Source organism: Novosphingobium marinum (assembly GCF_013408095.1).
Lineage (GTDB): Bacteria > Pseudomonadota > Alphaproteobacteria > Sphingomonadales > Sphingomonadaceae > Novosphingobium > Novosphingobium marinum.
Map to the genome: position 1 here is coordinate 895,705 of NZ_JACBZF010000002.1, position 15,803 is coordinate 911,507.

At 61.9% G+C, this 15,803-nt stretch carries 14 protein-coding genes; 7 read left to right on the forward strand and 7 right to left on the reverse strand.

What is annotated here, in order from left to right:
• Positions 1-70: 70 nt before the first annotated feature.
• Positions 71-832 carry a crotonase/enoyl-CoA hydratase family protein gene (locus FHS75_RS09160; protein ID WP_229735525.1) on the reverse strand — a complete coding sequence of 254 codons (762 nt, stop codon included), beginning with the start codon at positions 830-832 and terminating at the stop codon, positions 71-73.
• 448 nt (positions 833-1,280) lie between these two features.
• On the opposite strand from FHS75_RS09160, the gene FHS75_RS09165 reads away from it, so the two are divergent.
• The 6 genes from FHS75_RS09165 (at position 1,281) to cofC (ending at position 7,889) form a co-directional block, all read left to right on the forward strand.
• Positions 1,281-2,441, forward strand: coding sequence for an aromatic ring-hydroxylating oxygenase subunit alpha (locus tag FHS75_RS09165; RefSeq protein ID WP_179407358.1), 1,161 nt, complete (start codon positions 1,281-1,283; stop codon positions 2,439-2,441).
• Between the two features lie 201 nt (positions 2,442-2,642).
• Positions 2,643-4,949 (forward strand): 5-amino-6-(D-ribitylamino)uracil--L-tyrosine 4-hydroxyphenyl transferase CofH, encoded by a 2,307-nt coding sequence (gene cofH, locus FHS75_RS09170; RefSeq protein ID WP_179407359.1) that lies wholly within the window; start codon positions 2,643-2,645, stop codon positions 4,947-4,949.
• A gap of 2 nt (positions 4,950-4,951) precedes the next feature.
• Entirely contained in the window at positions 4,952-5,608 is a 657-nt protein-coding gene (gene npdG / locus FHS75_RS09175; RefSeq protein WP_179407456.1) for an NADPH-dependent F420 reductase, read from the forward strand.
• 18 nt (positions 5,609-5,626) lie between these two features.
• Positions 5,627-6,379 (forward strand): coenzyme F420-0:L-glutamate ligase, encoded by a 753-nt coding sequence (cofE, locus tag FHS75_RS09180; protein WP_179407360.1) that lies wholly within the window; start codon positions 5,627-5,629, stop codon positions 6,377-6,379.
• Positions 6,376-7,302 (forward strand): 2-phospho-L-lactate transferase, encoded by a 927-nt coding sequence (cofD, locus tag FHS75_RS09185; protein WP_179407361.1) that lies wholly within the window; start codon positions 6,376-6,378, stop codon positions 7,300-7,302. Before cofE ends, cofD begins: the two co-directional genes overlap by 4 nt.
• Positions 7,299-7,889 (forward strand): 2-phospho-L-lactate guanylyltransferase, encoded by a 591-nt coding sequence (gene cofC, locus FHS75_RS09190; protein ID WP_179407362.1) that lies wholly within the window; start codon positions 7,299-7,301, stop codon positions 7,887-7,889. The genes cofD and cofC overlap by 4 nt, the downstream gene beginning before the upstream one ends.
• Before the next feature lie 303 nt (positions 7,890-8,192).
• Here cofC and FHS75_RS09195 read toward each other — a convergent pair whose 3' ends face one another.
• The 4 genes from FHS75_RS09195 to FHS75_RS09210 are packed head-to-tail and all read right to left on the reverse strand — an operon-like array spanning position 8,193 to position 11,332.
• Positions 8,193-8,888: a TorF family putative porin gene (locus FHS75_RS09195; RefSeq protein ID WP_179407363.1), complete on the reverse strand. Its 696-nt coding sequence runs from the start codon at positions 8,886-8,888 to the stop codon at positions 8,193-8,195.
• Between the two features lie 22 nt (positions 8,889-8,910).
• Positions 8,911-10,152 carry a S8 family peptidase gene (locus FHS75_RS09200; protein WP_179407364.1) on the reverse strand — a complete coding sequence of 414 codons (1,242 nt, stop codon included), beginning with the start codon at positions 10,150-10,152 and terminating at the stop codon, positions 8,911-8,913.
• A 2-nt stretch (positions 10,153-10,154) separates the two neighbouring features.
• Positions 10,155-10,814, reverse strand: coding sequence for an anti-sigma factor family protein (locus FHS75_RS09205; RefSeq protein ID WP_179407365.1), 660 nt, complete (start codon positions 10,812-10,814; stop codon positions 10,155-10,157).
• Complete coding sequence (locus FHS75_RS09210) at positions 10,811-11,332, reverse strand: RNA polymerase sigma factor (RefSeq protein WP_179407366.1); 522 nt, start codon at positions 11,330-11,332, stop codon at positions 10,811-10,813. Before FHS75_RS09210 ends, FHS75_RS09205 begins: the two co-directional genes overlap by 4 nt.
• Before the next feature lie 287 nt (positions 11,333-11,619).
• Here FHS75_RS09210 and FHS75_RS09215 point away from each other — a divergent pair, with 287 nt between their 5' ends.
• On the forward strand, positions 11,620-12,765 hold the full coding sequence (locus tag FHS75_RS09215) for a hypothetical protein (protein ID WP_179407367.1): 1,146 nt from the start codon (positions 11,620-11,622) through the stop codon (positions 12,763-12,765).
• Between the two features lie 249 nt (positions 12,766-13,014).
• Here the strand turns inward: FHS75_RS09215 and FHS75_RS09220 are convergent, their stop codons facing one another.
• The gene (locus tag FHS75_RS09220; RefSeq protein ID WP_179407368.1) at positions 13,015-15,300 is read right to left on the reverse strand and encodes a TonB-dependent receptor; all 2,286 of its coding nucleotides are present in this window, start codon (positions 15,298-15,300) and stop codon (positions 13,015-13,017) included.
• A 371-nt stretch (positions 15,301-15,671) separates the two neighbouring features.
• Entirely contained in the window at positions 15,672-15,800 is a 129-nt protein-coding gene (locus tag FHS75_RS09225; protein WP_342356013.1) for a DUF3604 domain-containing protein, read from the reverse strand.
• Positions 15,801-15,803: the final 3 nt, after the last annotated feature.

The following is a 15,803-nucleotide window of genomic DNA, read 5'->3' on the forward strand; positions in this document are numbered from 1 at the left end:
ATGCCGAGCCTGCCAAGACAGAGCCGCGCTTTCGGGATGTTCGCTTTCGCCCGGCTCGTGAATGGTTGGTTCACGTGCCAGTCCACTTGGCCTTGCGCTTCTCGGCGAAAGCGGCTGCCCCTTCGCGCGCGTCATTGGAATCGAAAATCGGGCCGATCAGTTCGTCCTGCCGCTGCCACATCGTTTCCGCCGGCCAGCCGGCCTGTTCAGTCATCACCTTCTTGGTTGCGCGGACGGCGAGTGGGCCGTTTGCACATATTGTTGCGGCGAGATCCTTCGCAGCGATCAGTGCGGGGCCATCGGTGATTCGATTGATCAGGCCGATCTCATAGGCCCTTTTCGCGTCGATCAGGTCACCGGTCAGAGCGTATTCCATGGCGAGGCGTATCGGAATTTGCCGAGGCAGCCTTACGAGGCCGCCGGCGCCTGCAACCAGGCCCAGCTTTGCTTCGGGAATGCCGAACCTGGCATCGCGTTGCGCCACGATCATGTCGCAGGCGAGCGCGATTTCCATACCTCCGGCAAGCGCAAAACCGTCCACTGCGGCGATGAGCGGCTTTTCGGGAGGTCCTTGCGTCAGACCTGCAAATCCGCGGCCCTCGATCACGGGAATCTCACCGTCGAGGAAACCTTTGAGGTCCATTCCCGAACAGAACGTGCCACCAGCCCCGGTGATTATCGCGACCCGCAGCTCGTCACTCTCGTCAAGCCGCCTCATGGCTTCCGCCACGCCCTTCGCGATTTCGAGGTTGACCGCGTTCTTCGCTTCGGGGCGGTTGAGCGTCACTGTCATCACACCTTCGTGGACTTCGATCAGGACAGGACTGCTCACATTCGTTCTCCCATAGTCCGGCAGAGGTAACGGAAGCCGGACCTGAATTCGCATCTCGGGCGGAATGCCGGTGCAAAGGCGTAACGTATCTGCGGTAATATGCGAAATTATGACTCGTCAATCATAAATCCCGCAGGTCTTGGAAACGTACGGGGGGTTTTTCGACTTGGCGCGGACGCCCGAAGGGAAGCTCGGCCGCAAAGTGAGAGATCGCCGGGGCCTTGCCGTCGCAACGGCGATCTCAGCAGGGCGAATCCGAAATGCAAGAAGGCACGACGACCGCTTCCGGGGGCTTGCCTGCGCAAGAAAAATGACTAATAAGTCATAATTATTGACGGCTCTCGCACGACTCGGAAAAGGTTGCATTTGCGCGAGATCCATAGGTCCGGAAGCCGTATGTTCAGCAACGGTTCCGGATCGCAAATGACAATTCTCAAGGGAATGGATTATGGTGCCGCACGCCAGGGTAGTTGAAGACATCCAGCGACTGCATGACATGCTGGAAAGCGGTATGTGCTCGCTCGAGGACTCGATCATGGAACTCCCGTCCGCACTGTACCTTGATGCGAATTACTGGAAGCGTGAGGTCGATACGCTTTTCTACAAGCGTCCCATCTTGCTTGGCCTGAGTTGTGAGATCCCAAAGCCCAACAGCTACTCCGCTCTCGAAGGCGTTCCGGGTTTTCGCATCCTTCTGACTCGCGACGGCGATGGCAAGGCGCATGCCTTCTTCAATTCGTGTCGTCATCGTGGAGCGCCTGTTGCCTCTGGCCGGGGTTCGGCGGCGCGAGTCTCCTGCCCCTACCACGCCTGGACCTACTCGACCGACGGTTCACTCGTCGGCGTACCACAGGACAAACTCTTCGGGAGATGCGACAAGGCAAGTCACGGCTTGGCCGAAATCCGCGTCGAAGAGCGCCACGGACTTATTTTCGGTGTGCTCGATCCGGAGGCCCCATTCGATCTCGACGAGGCCCTCGGCGAATTCGAGCCCGAACTAGCCTCACTCGATCTCGAGGATACCCACCTTTTATGGGTGGAAACGTATCAGGGGCCGAACTGGAAGTTTTGCCGGGACGGCTACATTGAAAGCTATCACTTCCAGACGGTCCACTCCGAGAGCCTGCCGAACCTGATCGGAAGCATAAACGTGACCGATCATTTCGGCGATCACTCGCTGATATTGCTGCCGAACAACGAAATCCGCAGTGAGGTCTCGCTTCCCGAGAATGATTGGACCGGTCCCCGGGCCCTGTCTGACGTCTACGTCATGTTCCCGAATACGCAGTTGTCGACAGCACGAAGCGACTTTCCGCTCATCGTCCGCGTTTTCCCCGGACCCACGCCGGAAACCAGCACGGGCGTGCAGATGCTGCTGTCGCGCAAGACGCCGGACGACGCGATCAGGGCGGAAGGGGAAGCACAGCTCGAGATGTATCGGCAGGTCACGCAGCGAGAGGACTACGTTCTTGACTATGCCATCCAGGATGCCGCCGAAAACAACAACGGGCGCCCTTTCCTGCTAGGTCGGAACGAGGCGGCGGTTCAGCACTTCCACAAGACAATCGCACGATATGTCGACCAGCCGGTGGATGAGGAAGTAGGTTAGCTCTCGCTGCATTGGCGCGATCAACTTATGATCGTCACGACCTGCGCCTGACGCTCGGGCCGGCAGGCGCTCGCAGCTTCAAAGGATAGCAGCAGACCTTGTTGCGGGATTAGAGGAGCGCGCGCATTGCGTCACGATCGGCGCTCGGACCGGAGATAGGAATTGGCGTCGCACACGACGATAAGTGAAACGATTGCGCGTATGGCCGATCCGGCCGGCGTCCATGAAATCGTATGCAATGTTGCCTTGCCGGATCTCGCTGAGGCGGCGCGTGGCGTCGCACTGGCCTCGTTCGGCCAGGTCGTGACCTATTCTCCAAAGGTCTTTGTCCCGCTCACCCGGCTTTGCCGCGACGTTTGTCATTACTGCACGTTTGCAACCACGCCCGGAAAGATCGACAAGCCCTTTCTCGAAATAGAGGACGTGGTCGAGATCGCGAGAGCGGGAGCACGTTCCGGTTGCCGCGAGGCGCTTTTCACACTCGGCGACAGGCCTGAGGCCCGCTATTCGGCTGCCCGCGAGTGGCTCGATCGCCGCGGCTACGAAAGCACGATTGCTTACGTCGCCAAAGCCGCCGCCGCCGTGCTCGACGAGACCGGTCTGCTGCCCCACATCAATGCAGGGATTCTCGAAGCGGCGGACTACGCGCTACTGCGGCCCAACGCAGCCTCTATGGGGCTGATGCTCGAAAGTGCATCGGGACGGCTTTGCGAACGGGGCGGCCCGCATTTCGGATCGCCGGACAAACTACCTGAGAGACGTATCGCTTCCATCGCCGCCGCCGGGCAGGCTCGCGTTCCGTTTACGAGCGGAATTCTGATCGGGATCGGAGAGACGCGAAGCGAGCGGGTCGAGGCCCTCGTTGCCCTCCGAAACCTTCACCGCGAATACGGCCACATCCAGGAAATCATCGTACAGAATTTTCGGGCGAAGCCGGGGACCTTGATGGAGCATCAGCCCGAGCCTTCGCTGGAAGACCATCTCTGGAGCATCGCCGTGGCAAGGCTGATCATGCCCGGGGAGGTCTCGATCCAGGCTCCACCCAATCTCCGACCCGATCATCTGGACGCAATGATCAGTGCCGGTCTCAACGACTGGGGGGGCATCTCGCCAGTCACGCCGGACCATGTGAATCCAGAAGCGCCCTGGCCGAACTTGCGCGCTCTCGAGGAGGCGACGAACCTGTCGGGCAGGGTACTTCGCCCGCGATTGGCAATCGGGAGAGGCCATGCGGCGCACCCCGACGAGTGGGTCGATGAACGGCTGCGGACTACCGTTCGCCGCTCCGTCGATGCTCGCGGCCTGCCTCGCGTCGACGGATGGATCAGCGGCGCGCAAGGCGCGGTTCCGCAGGGTGTCGGGAAAGAACCGCGCACGGTTCGCGTAGCGGAAGTTCTGGATCATCTCTCCGAAGGCGGCGAGCCCGATGAGGAAGTCATAACCGCGCTTTTCGAGGCGGACGGCGGCGATGTTCGTGCGATCACGACGGCGGCCGATCGGCTGAGGCGCGAAGTCATCGGAGACACGGTGACCTACGTCGTAAACCGCAACATCAACTACACCAACATCTGCCTATACAAGTGCGGATTCTGCGGGTTCTCCAAGGGCAGCACCAGGGCCTTGCGAGGACCGGCATACAATCTCGAACTCGAGGAGATCGCCCGTCGCGCAGAGGAAGCTGCGGCCCGCGGCGCGACTGAGGTATGCTTGCAGGGCGGTATTCATCCTGAATTCGATGGGAAAACGTATCTGGCGATCCTGAATGCGGTGCGGACGGCAGCACCGGATTTGCACGTCCATGCGTTCTCGCCGCTCGAAATCTTTCACGGCGCGACGACCCTTGGCCTGTCGGTCAGGGACTTCCTTTCCGAATTGCGGGACGCCGGCCTGTCGAGCCTGCCCGGAACTGCCGCCGAAGTGTTCGACCCGGCAGTTCGATCTATCATTGCGCCGGACAAGGTGACGGGCAGGGAATGGCTTGCGATCATGAGGGACGCCCATGGTGTCGGGTTGCGCAGCACTGCCACCATCATGTTCGGGCACATCGACGGGTACGTCCATTGGGCGCGGCACCTCTTGGAGCTTCGCGACCTTCAGGCGGAAACGGGCGGATTCACCGAATTCGTTCCCTTGCCGTTCGTTCACATGCAGGCGCCGATGTGGATCAGGGGGCAGACGCGCAACGGTCCTACCTGGCGCGAGACGATACTGATGCACGCAATTGCCAGGCTTGTGCTGCATCCGCTGGTCCGGAATATCCAGGCTAGCTGGGTAAAGCTGGGTGCCGATGGTGCCGCAGCGGTACTCGATGCCGGGGCCAACGACCTTGGTGGGGTACTCATGGACGAGTCCATAACCCGCTCCGCCGGAGGTACGCATGGGCAGCAGATGGAGGCCGGCGCGATGGCCCGGATCGCCGCAAGGACAGGGCGACCGGTGAGTCAGCGCACGACGCTGTACGAAAATGTCAAACGCGCACAGAGTGATGCGGCGCTCGAGAGGATTTGAAAATGAATGAGATTGGGACAATCGCCGTAGTTGGCGGAACCGGAAAGCTCGGCAGCGCTATCGCCGCCAGACTGTCCCGGGCCGGTTACCGCATCGTAGTCGGCTCACGTTCTTCCGAAAGCGCGGAAGCAGAGGCGAAGAGGCTGGGCAACGGGGCGGAGGGGATGTCCAATGCGGATGCCGCCGCAGCGGGTGACCTGATTTTCATAACCGTACCGTTCTCAGCACAGGCGGAAACCCTTGAGCAGGTCGCTCCATTTGCCGCTGGCAAGATCGTTGTGGACACGACCGTCCCGCTCGTTCCGCCGAAGGTGATGAGGGTACAACTGCCCGCCGAAGGCAGCGCCGCTCAGTGTGCTGCGAAAGTACTGGGAGAGGACATTCGACTCGTCTCCGGCTTTCACAACGTCGCCGCCCACAAGTTGGCACAGGATATCGATGTCGAGTGCGACGTGTTCGTGTTCGGTGACGACAAGGATGCTCGTGAAGTCGTTGTAGGTCTGGCTCGCGAAATGGGTTTGCGCGGAATCCACGCCGGAGCCCTCGCGAATTCCGCCGCTGCCGAAGCGATGACCTCACTTCTGATCTTCATCAACAAGCGGTATGGCGTTGACGGGGCCGGCATCAGGATTACCGGGGAGCTTTCCGCCAAGGATTGATCCGTTGGAGTAGGCTGATTGCTGAGCATCGTTCCCATAGAGAACCTGCCCGAGATCGAACCGGGTTGCGACTTGGGAGTGTTGTTTGCCGACGCCTTGGCGGATCACGAGCCGAGCGAAACCGATATTCTGGTCATAACGCAGAAAATCGTATCGAAAGCCCGCAATCGCTTCGTTTCGCTGACGCAAATGGATCCCTCCCGTGAAGCTGCCGAACTGGCCGCTACCACGGGCAAGGACCCGCGGTTCGTGGAACTCGTATTGCGTGAATCGATCGCGGTCGTGCGGGCTGTCCCCGGGGTGCTGATCACGCGGCACCGCTCCGGCCACGTCATGGCCAACGCGGGGATCGACAGATCGAACCTGGGACAGGATGATTCCGACACGGTCATCCTCCTCCCGGTCGACAGTGATTTCGAGGCAAGAGCAATCAGGGAAGGGATTGGCAATCGGTTCGGTTGCAGTCCTGCCATCGTCATATCGGACAGTTTCGGACGTCCCTGGCGCTACGGTGTTACCAATGTCGCTATCGGCGCGGACGGCATGCCGGCGATGCTCGACCGTCGGGGAGGTGTCGATCGCGATGGCCGCTCGCTCGAAGTTACGCAAGTGTGCCTTGCGGACATGATCGCAAGCGCCGCGGGCCTGGTGATGGGAGAGGGTGCGGAAGGTATCCCCGCTGCGCTGGTGCGTGGCATGGACTTTGACGCCACACAGGATATTCCCGCGTCCGCGATCATCCGTCCGGTTAAAGAGGATCTTTTCCGGTGAGCGTGGTCGTATTGACCGGCGGTGTGGGCGGCGCGAAATTCGTCGAGGGTCTCGTCCAGGTACTCGGTGGCAGTAATGTCGCCGCCATCGTCAATACAGGCGACGATTTCACGCATCTGGGGCTTCGCATCTGCCCAGATCTCGACTCGGTCATGTATATGCTGTCGGGAAAGAACGACCCGGCGAGGGGATGGGGCGTTGTCGGCGAAAGCTGGAACTTCATGTCTGCCCTGGCCGAGTGGACGGACGAGACCTGGTTCAATCTGGGCGACCGCGATCTCGCCCTTCACGTGCTACGAACGGCAGCTCTGGAGTCGGGCGAAAGTCTGACGGCTTTCGTGCATCGTATGGCCGACAAGGCCGGCATCGATGCGGCCCTGCTTCCGATGAGCGAAAGCCCGGTTTCGACCATCTTGACAACCGACATCGGGATTCTCTCGTTCCAAAGCTATTTCGTCGAGCACCAGTGCAGGCCGAGCGTCTCCAAGATCCGGTTCGACGGAGCCGCCGAAGCGCGCCCTGGCAGGTCGGTGACAAGTGCCTTGGCAGCACCCGACCTCGAAGCGGTGTTTGTCGCTCCGTCCAATCCCTACCTCAGCATCGATCCGATCCTGGCGGTGCCGGGCATGACAGAGGCGATTTCTGCGGCTGGCGTGCCTGTCATCGCGATCTCGCCCCTCATCGGAGGCAAGGCAGTGAAGGGGCCTACGGCAAAGCTCATGGCCGAATTGGGAATGGAATGTTCCAATTCGACTATTGCCTCGCATTACGCCGGACTGATCGACGGATTGCTCATCGACCGGTCGGATGATTGCGAGGGGTTGAGGGTCGCGAGAGAAAACACCCTCATGCGCAATGCGGACGACCGCAAGCGTGTCGCGGAAGCTGCGCTTCGTCTTGCACGTGACGAAGCCACCACATGAGGTGGACAGCAATCGTTCCCTACAAGGCCAACTCTCTTGTTAAATCCAGGTTGGCGCCCGTGCTGGATCGAGAAGATCGAAACAGGCTTGCCACGACCCTGCTCGCACACCTTCAGGAAACCTTGTCACGATGCTCCCGCATCGATCGCTGTCTCCTCGTCTCGAAGGAGCGCTGTTCAGTCTGGGCAGGCGACTGGCTTCGCGATCCGGGAAGGGGACTTAACGCCGCGTTGGAGGCTGGAGCGGAGATGGCAGGCAGACCTCTGCTCGTAATCCATGGCGACCTGCCTCTTGTCACACCGGACGATCTGAATGCACTGCTCGACGTGGCGGAACGGGAAGGCATAGCGATAGCGCCGGATCGGCATGAAACGGGAACCAACGCGGTGGCCTTGTGCGACAACCGAACCTTCTCCTTCATGTTCGGGCGGGATAGCAAGATGTTGCACTTGAAGCAGCTGCACAACCTGCGGCCATGCGACTTTATTGTGAACCGGCTCGGGTTTCAGTTGGATTGCGATACACCGCAAGATATTGAAATTGCGAAAGAGTCAGGATGGTCGCGCGCCTCGGAATTTCCCTTATAGAAGCAGGTCGACCTGAAGTTGCGATCGCAAAAGGCGTTGGCGCTTGTTGGCGTGCCGGATGACGGAATGACCTTGGCATCGATGCTTGCCAGATAGCTTTTCGTACCGATCTGAAACCTCCGCCATTCATCCAAAATCTAAATTTGCTTGCGCCTGGGAGCGCGAAGCCTGGTTCGGATTCGATCGTGGGCTCTGGCAAGGTGGCAATCGCCCACGGTGCAGGTATTTCTGCGGAAGAGAAGGGCTGCGTTCCCTGGCTTGTCCAAAACTGCACGGATCATCGAGCCTTTCGACGTCCGATAGCTAGAATGCGCGGCTGATCGTGGCGTAAAGCAGCGGCCCGTCGAACGGTTCCGGGTCGCTGTCGTTCGAATCGGCGATGCCAAGTCCGACGTTGAATTCCCCGATCGTCCGACCGACGCCGAGCGACCAGTCGAATTCGGTGTCGTAGTCTCCGGTGCCATCGTCGCGGCGCGACGGCTTGAGAGTCAGGCCGGTGTGCCCCGTGATCGACCAATCCTTCACCCTGGCCAGTTCGGTGTCGACCGAGAGGTATGTCGTCAGCCGGTTCCCGGGGATGTAGTCTGGCGACACGTACAGGCGGACGCTCGAAGTCTTGTGGGCGAGACCGATGTACGCTTCGAAGAAGTCCTTGCGATATTCCGGGTCGAGGGAATCGGAATGGTTTCGATGGATAGCGCCGATTTCCATCGAGACGCGTCCGGAACGCCTCGCATATCCGACGTACTGCGACGAACTGCTGATGCGGACGTCCTTGTCGCCGGCAGCGATCGCGACGCTTGCACCTGCGTAGACACCGCTTGGATCGTCCATCCCCAGGGCGAGCGAAAGCGCCGGGTCGTCCATGCTCAGGCTGCGACCGCGATACACGTCGTTACTTGCAAGTGTGACGTTCATCGCGACTTGCGCACTCGCCGGTGCAGCGCCCACGAACAGAAGGATAATCGCGAGTCCGAGATAGACGGCTATCGAAAGCAACTCGCGATCTGAACCTGCGACCCTATTGGCAGGAACGCGAACTGGCAGGCGATACGCGAGCGACCGCCTCGCAGGCGTCGATCGTGCCGTAGTGCCCGAACGAAGATGCCGAAAATTGCAGCGAACCATTACGTTCAGCGAGCTGCCTCAGCAGGGCCACCAGTCCCGTGACATGCGCGGCCGCATAGGAACTGCCGGTCACGATATTCCATTTTCCCTCCGGCTCGGTAGTCAGCACGCGCTGTCCGGGCGCAATGTAGACGCGTGAACTTTGGGCTGACAAGCGTTCGTCGGCCACCGGGATGACACCCGGCACGTTGGTAGGAAAAGTGGGCGATTCGATTTCAGGCACAGCCGCGGCCACCACCGTCGCACCCCGCCCGATTGCTTGCGAGACAAGCGTTTCGAGCAATCGGTCACTCGGCCCGGTCAGGCTCAGATTGATGACGTCTGCCCTGGCTTCGAGCGCATGGACCAGCGCCTTGGCCAGGCTCAGACTGTCGCACACGGTTTCCCGGCCGTCGGACCTTTCCCAGCAGGCGCGCAGACCCAGAACGGTCGCGTCGGGCGCGATGCCGGCGATTCCGACTGCATTGTTCGGACGGGCCGCGATGATTCCCGCAACGCCGGTACCGTGCTTCTCGGCCCGCCCGGTCTTCTCGTCGATGAAATCGGAAGTCAGGTTGATCTGACCGGCAAGGTCGGGATGGGCCGTGTCGATCCGGCTGTCGACAATGGCGATCTTGACGCCGCGCCCGGTGGTCAGTCGATGAAGCCTGGCAAGTTTCCAGCGTGAGGAAACCGCCTGCGCGCCATAGAGCTTGTCGTTGTAGGTGAGGTTCCCGGTCCCCTGGACGCTGAACTCGTTGAGGGGCTGGGACCATGCGACGCCGGGAGCCGCGGCCAGCATCGCCAGAACATCCTCCACCGATCGACCGTCGCGGATTTCCATGATGATGCAATCGACCCCGATCCGCTCCATCGGCCAGTTCTCGACGAGTTTCAGGCGATGTTTGCGGGCCAGCCTTCTGGCCATTTTCAGGCGAATCTTCTGGCCCATGGCGTCGCCGTATGCCCCGCCGTAACCGCTTCCGGCCCGGTAGTGGTTCGCCGACAGGTCCAGCATCACCATCACCTTGCGCGACGGCTGTGCCTCCTCGATCCGGGAGGTTCCGGCATCGACATCGGCGGCGCTCATCGCAGGCAGCGGAAAGGCGAGTGCAAGCAGCGAAAGGGATGCGGTGACCAGTCGGCGCGGAAGCATCGTCATCCTCCCTCGATCGATTCTGCCAGAAGCACTTCTTCGGACTTCCGCAGTTCCGAGAGAATATCCTCGCTCTCGGCGGGATCAAGGCCGATTGGCCAGGCACCGGACGCGGTCCGCTCGCCGGCGATAGTCGCGCCTGCGGATCGTATGATCGTCCTCGCCTGCGCCTCGCTCACGCTTTCGTCGAACAGCACGATAGCGGAAGGATTCCCGCCGACCTGAGAGGCAGCGGGAGCGCTGAGAGTGCGATATGGCGCGGCACGATCGCCATCGGCGCTTCCCAGCCATGCGGCGCCGGCAAGGCCCAGGCAGGCGACCAGGGCAACCTGCGCCGCCGCTTTCCACCAGCGACGGTTCCCGGTTCCTGGCCCGCCGGTCGTTACTTTCGCGGAAGACCGCCGCTGCGGACGGCTGAACGCCAGCGGCAAGACATTCGTCTCGGCTGGCGCCTGGCCGAGACCGAGCCTTTCAAGAAGTTCGACCGGAACTGCGTCATCGAGAGGAACAGCCTTGCGCACGAGAGCATCGATATTCCGTAGCGAAGCGACACGTCCCTGCAGTTCGTCGTCCGTCTCCAGCTCCGTCGCGATGCGCGCCGCATGGTGAGGCGGCAACTGGCCATCCAGCCACGCCGAAATCTCTTCGTCGGAACGCTTCATGCTGCTTTCCCTGCTTGCGAGGAACTGGCCAAGTGGCGCTCGATGAACTTTCGCGCGCGAGAGACACGGCTCATCACGGTTCCGATAGGGATATCGAACAACTCCGCAGTGTCCTTGTAGCTCTGGCCGTCGATCACGACGGCGCACAGCACCTGCCGCATCTCTTCGGGCATCGCCTCCAGTGCGGTGCCGACGGCGTCGATTTCCGAACGGCTTTCGAGCTTCGTCAACCCGTCCTCGCACGGAAGGTCGTTCGCCAGATCGATGTCGACGGCGACACCGCGCCTTCGCTCGGAACGTATGAGATCGATGTTGAGGTTGCTCGCCATCTTGAACATCCAGCTTTCCAGGTCCGAGTCCGGTTTCCAGCGGTCGATCCGGGACAACGCCCGTTCGACTGTCGACTGCAACAGGTCGTCCCCCTTTTCCCTAGTGCCGGCCAGGCCATGGCAAAACCGCCGCAGCCGCGGCAGAAACGAGATCAGCCGGGCTTGTATCTCCGGATTTGCCTCAGCCATTCCCTGAACCAACACGTCTTGCTGCTAACCAGAACGATCCATAGCGCGGATTATTTCATGGACATCGCGAAATAATCCGCAGCGGTACCTGGCACTGAGCATTGTGGCCCGCCGGATCGCGACGCCTTCGCTCTCGCGGCTCGACCTCCGCGAGGGAAATGTTCGACAGGCATGGAATAATCGACCGTCCCTTCTCGTTAGAGGTCGAGACGACGGCGTTGATCCTTCGGGCAACCTCCGGTCGTCGCTCAGATGCAGGCAAGTCATTACTTTGAAAGGAGGGCGGCATGTCGAAATCAGGCGAGGACGATGACAGCCGGACGACGACGCTGCGGTTGACCGATAACAGCGGGCCGGGCAGCGAGAATAGCGGCAGGGACGACGATCGCGACGAAGATGATGATCGCGACGACGACGACGATCGCGATGACGATGACCGCGATGACGATGATGACCGCGACAACAGCAGCGACGATGACGGCACTCCCGACCAGGGCAGCGGTGACGCTCCGGGCACTCCGACCTCGGGCGGCTCGGGCGACGACGATGGCACTCCCGACCAGGGCAGCGGTGACGCTCCGGGCACTCCGACCTCGGGCGGCTCGGGCGACGATGACGGTACGCCCGACCAGGGCAGCGGCGATGCTCCCGGCACTCCGACTTCGGGCGGCTCCGGCGACGACGATGGCACTCCCGACCAGGGCAGCGGTGACGCTCCGGGCACTCCGACCTCGGGCGGCTCGGACGACGACGATGGCACTCCCGACCAGGGCAGCGGTGACGCTCCGGGCACTCCGACCTCGGGCGGCTCCGGCGACGATGACGGCACCCCGGACCAGGGCAGCGGCGATGCTCCGGGCACTCCGACTTCGGGCGGCTCCGGCGACGATGACGGCACCCCGGACCAGGGCAGCGGCGATGCTCCGGGCACTCCGACCTCGGGCGGCTCCGGCGACGATGACGGTACGCCCGACCAGGGCAGCGGCGATGCTCCACGGACAGGTACGCGTCTGAGGTTGACGGAGCGCTCCGATGACGACGGCACTCCGGACCAGGGCAGCGGCGATGCTCCGGGCACTCCAACCTCAGGAGGCTCGGGCGACGACGATGGCACTCCGGACCAAGGCAGCGGCGATGCTCCGGGCACTCCGACCTCGGGCGGCTCGGGCGACGATGACGGCACTCCGGACCAGGGCAGCGGTGACGCGACCAGAACCGGCGTTCGCCTCAGGCTGACCGACCTTTTCGACGACGACGGCACGCCCGATCAGGGCAGCGGCGACTTTGCCGGTCTCCTGGTCCCGCACTCGGGAGCCGATGCGGACAAGGGAGAGATGTGGGTCGATCAGGAAGCGGGAGGCCTGCAATCGTCGACGTACGATGCAACGAGCATTGATCTCGCCGCGGCGACGTCCTTCGCCACGATGGGCTGAATTGCATGAATCCCGGCAGATGGCAGGCAGCATCCTGTCATCTGCCGCCCCTTATCGTCGGCTTCGTTGCCGAGAGGATCATGCACAGCTTCGCCGCTCTCCGGCGACGCCGGCAAGCCCGCTCCGAAATCTGCTTGCCTCACCGGCGGGGACCGATCGACGATCCCAGTGCCGGCCAACGCGCGGCCTCACCGATCGGACAGACGTGTCGCCGGCGAACGCAGGGCCCGCCGGCGACACCAACTGCAATCAGAATTCGTAGCCGACCGACACACCGTAGGCGCGCGGTTCGCGCGCCGTGGCGAACGACCACAGCCCGGCCACGGTGAAGGCCGTCGCCGCGCCCCGGTCGTCGAGCAGGTTGCGACCGAAGACGGTCACGTTCGCCTCGCCGTCGCCGACCGGGATCGAGTAGGTGATCGAGGCATCGAGCAGGTTCTGCTTGTCGGTCCTGACACGCGGATCGTTCGAGGTAAGGACCGTCGTACCCGAATTCTGCACCACCGGGATGCGGGCATCGCGCGAGATCTGCTGGTCGTACGGATCGATGTACCGATAGCTGCCGTTGAGGCGCAGTTCGCCGGTACCGAGCGGCTGTTCGTAGCTGAAGTTGATCGATGCGGTGATGTCGGGTGCATAGATCATGTCCACGGCCGAATAATCGTACGTGTGCAGGCCCGCTTCGACGACGTTACCGTCGGCATCGGTGATCGTGTAGGCTTCCTGGTTCACGAAGCCCTTGAACTTCGTGTCGAGCAGGCCGAGCGCCGCGCGGATGGTCAGCCGGTCGACCGGCAGGATGGTCATGTCGGCCTCGATGCCCTTGACCTCGGCCGACGCTGCGTTCTCGACGATGGTGATGTTGCCGGTCGAGCCGCCCGACTTGGTGATGTTCTGCTGGATGTCGTCGTACTTGGTGAAGAACGCCGCCAGGTTGAAGATCAGCCTGTTGTCGAGCCACTCGGACTTCAGGCCCACTTCGTAGGAATCGACGGTTTCGGGGTTGAACGGCGTGGTGGCGGAAACGAAGTCGAGACCGCGACCGCTGAAGCCGCCCGAGCGGTAGCCACGCGACCACGAGGCATAGAACATGAGATCGTCGGTCGGACGAAAGTCGACGCTGACCTTGGGCGTGAACTTGCTCCACGATTTCGAGTTGCGACCGAAGTCGGCAAAGGTGCCCGTGGCATCGGGAGCCATCGTCTGCAGCGCCTTCTTGTCCTTCGTCCAGCGTCCGCCGAAGTTGACGCGGACGGTCGGCAGGACTTCCCAGTTGAAGTCGCCGAAGAACGCGTAGCTCGTGGAATCGCCCACCGTGTACTGGCTGCGATAGAAACCGCCGCCGAAAAGGTCGGTGTACTGGTCGAGGTTGTAGTGGCTGTCGAAGTAGTAGGCTCCGACGACGTAGTCGAACGTGTCGGAAAATTCCCCGGCGGCACGAAGTTCCTGGCTGAACTGGCGATAGTTCGAGGACCTGTCGACGCGGTAGAGGTTTTCGGTCAGGCCATCGACATCCTCGAACGAGGAATCCTCGGATTCGCGGTAACTGGTGATCGAGGTCAGGCCAACGCCGCCGGCATCGTAGTTCATTTCCAGCGTGACGGCGGGTGACTTGTAAGTCGCCCGGCTAGGATCGCTGAAGGTGGTATAGAGGTCGGACGTCGTGTTGCGATCGCATTCGATTGGCAGGGCGAACGCGCAGAACAGTTCGCCCGTCCCGGAAATGCTCGACACGCCGTTGTCGTGCGTCGATTCCTGCTGTTCGACCGTCAGCAGCGCGTCGAACTCGGCAGTCGGCTCGAAGCCGATGGCCACGCCGTAATTCCAGTTCCTGCCACCCCCGCGCGGGCTGCCGTCCGCGAAGTAGTCGTAGAACCCGTCCGTCCGCGTATGGAAGCCGAACAGCTTGGCGCTGACCGTGTCGCTGACCGGCACATGCAGGACGGCTCGGCCGGAGAACGTGTCGAAATTGCCGTATTCGACCTGGAACTTGCCCGAGAACTCGTTCTTGGGACGGGTCCTGCGAATGTTGATGACGCCGCCGATGGTGTTGCGGCCGAACAGGTTGCCCTGCGGCCCGCGCAGGACTTCGATCGACTCGATATCGAACATGTCCATGAACTGGCCGGTGCTGGTGCCGATGAAGACGCCGTCCACGACGACCGCGACGGTCGGGTCGAACGACTTCTCGATGTCGGCGAACGAGAGGCCGCGGATCGAGATGTTGGCCGCGGCCGCGCCCGACACCTGCTGCGTGATCAGGAGGTTCGGTGCCTGTCCCTGCAGGTCCGCGATCTTCGTGGTGCCCATCGATTCCAGCATCGAGGACGAAACAGCGGTGATCGCGACAGGCGTATCCTGCAGAGATTCCGAGCGGCGCCTGGCCGTCACGACGATATCCTGCAGTCCCGTCTCCCCGGCTTCCGGAGCGCGTGGGGGCTCTGCCGGTTCGCCCTGGGCCATGGCCGGGGTGGCCAGCAACGCCACCGCCAGAGCGGACGTGCTTATCGCAGCACTACGAATTCCATGAACCATGATTACACCCTCCCTACCAACAATCTTAGTTTTATGGATTTGTAGAATGTCGGAAAATAGAAGGGAACTTAGCAATTTTGTCAGGGGGCGACGGATTTACGAAATCTTTGTGCGCTGGCCGAACTCGCGGGATACTGGTGACGACGCGCCCGCTGCCCGGAACTTGAGATCAAGCCCGTGCAATTCACCAACAGGAGCAGACCGGATCGTCACGACGATGCCCGACCGGTTCCAGTCTCGCTGCGCGGTGTCGCGGACCTGCAAGCCGGGCGCACTGGCCCGACCCGCAGCAGGTCAGGGCTAGACCGGGTGGTTGCAGGCAACTCGCGACCGGACTGTCGGCATCGCTCGTTCCGCACAGCCCCGAAGGTTCACGGCCTGTACCAGATGGGCGAGCTGTAGGCGCGGTCCTGCACGGTGCGGGGGACGCGGTCGGGCAGCGTGATGCCGAAGAACTTCATGTCGTGGGTCGTCCAGCGCGGCCGCGGGATCTCGAGCACGCG

What these genes read in the sequence shown, in the direction of transcription:
- FHS75_RS09165 (WP_179407358.1), top strand. Translation starts at nt 1,281, where the DNA reads ATGGTGCCGCACGCCAGGGTAGTTGAAGACATCCAGCGACTGCATGAC.
- cofH (WP_179407359.1), top strand. Translation starts at nt 2,643, where the DNA reads ATGGCCGATCCGGCCGGCGTCCATGAAATCGTATGCAATGTTGCCTTG.
- npdG (WP_179407456.1), top strand. Translation starts at nt 4,952, where the DNA reads ATGAATGAGATTGGGACAATCGCCGTAGTTGGCGGAACCGGAAAGCTC.
- cofC (WP_179407362.1), top strand. Translation starts at nt 7,299, where the DNA reads ATGAGGTGGACAGCAATCGTTCCCTACAAGGCCAACTCTCTTGTTAAA.
- FHS75_RS09200 (WP_179407364.1), bottom strand. Translation starts at nt 10,152, where the DNA reads ATGCTTCCGCGCCGACTGGTCACCGCATCCCTTTCGCTGCTTGCACTC.
- FHS75_RS09205 (WP_179407365.1), bottom strand. Translation starts at nt 10,814, where the DNA reads ATGAAGCGTTCCGACGAAGAGATTTCGGCGTGGCTGGATGGCCAGTTG.
- FHS75_RS09210 (WP_179407366.1), bottom strand. Translation starts at nt 11,332, where the DNA reads ATGGCTGAGGCAAATCCGGAGATACAAGCCCGGCTGATCTCGTTTCTG.
- FHS75_RS09215 (WP_179407367.1), top strand. Translation starts at nt 11,620, where the DNA reads ATGTCGAAATCAGGCGAGGACGATGACAGCCGGACGACGACGCTGCGG.
- FHS75_RS09220 (WP_179407368.1), bottom strand. Translation starts at nt 15,300, where the DNA reads ATGGTTCATGGAATTCGTAGTGCTGCGATAAGCACGTCCGCTCTGGCG.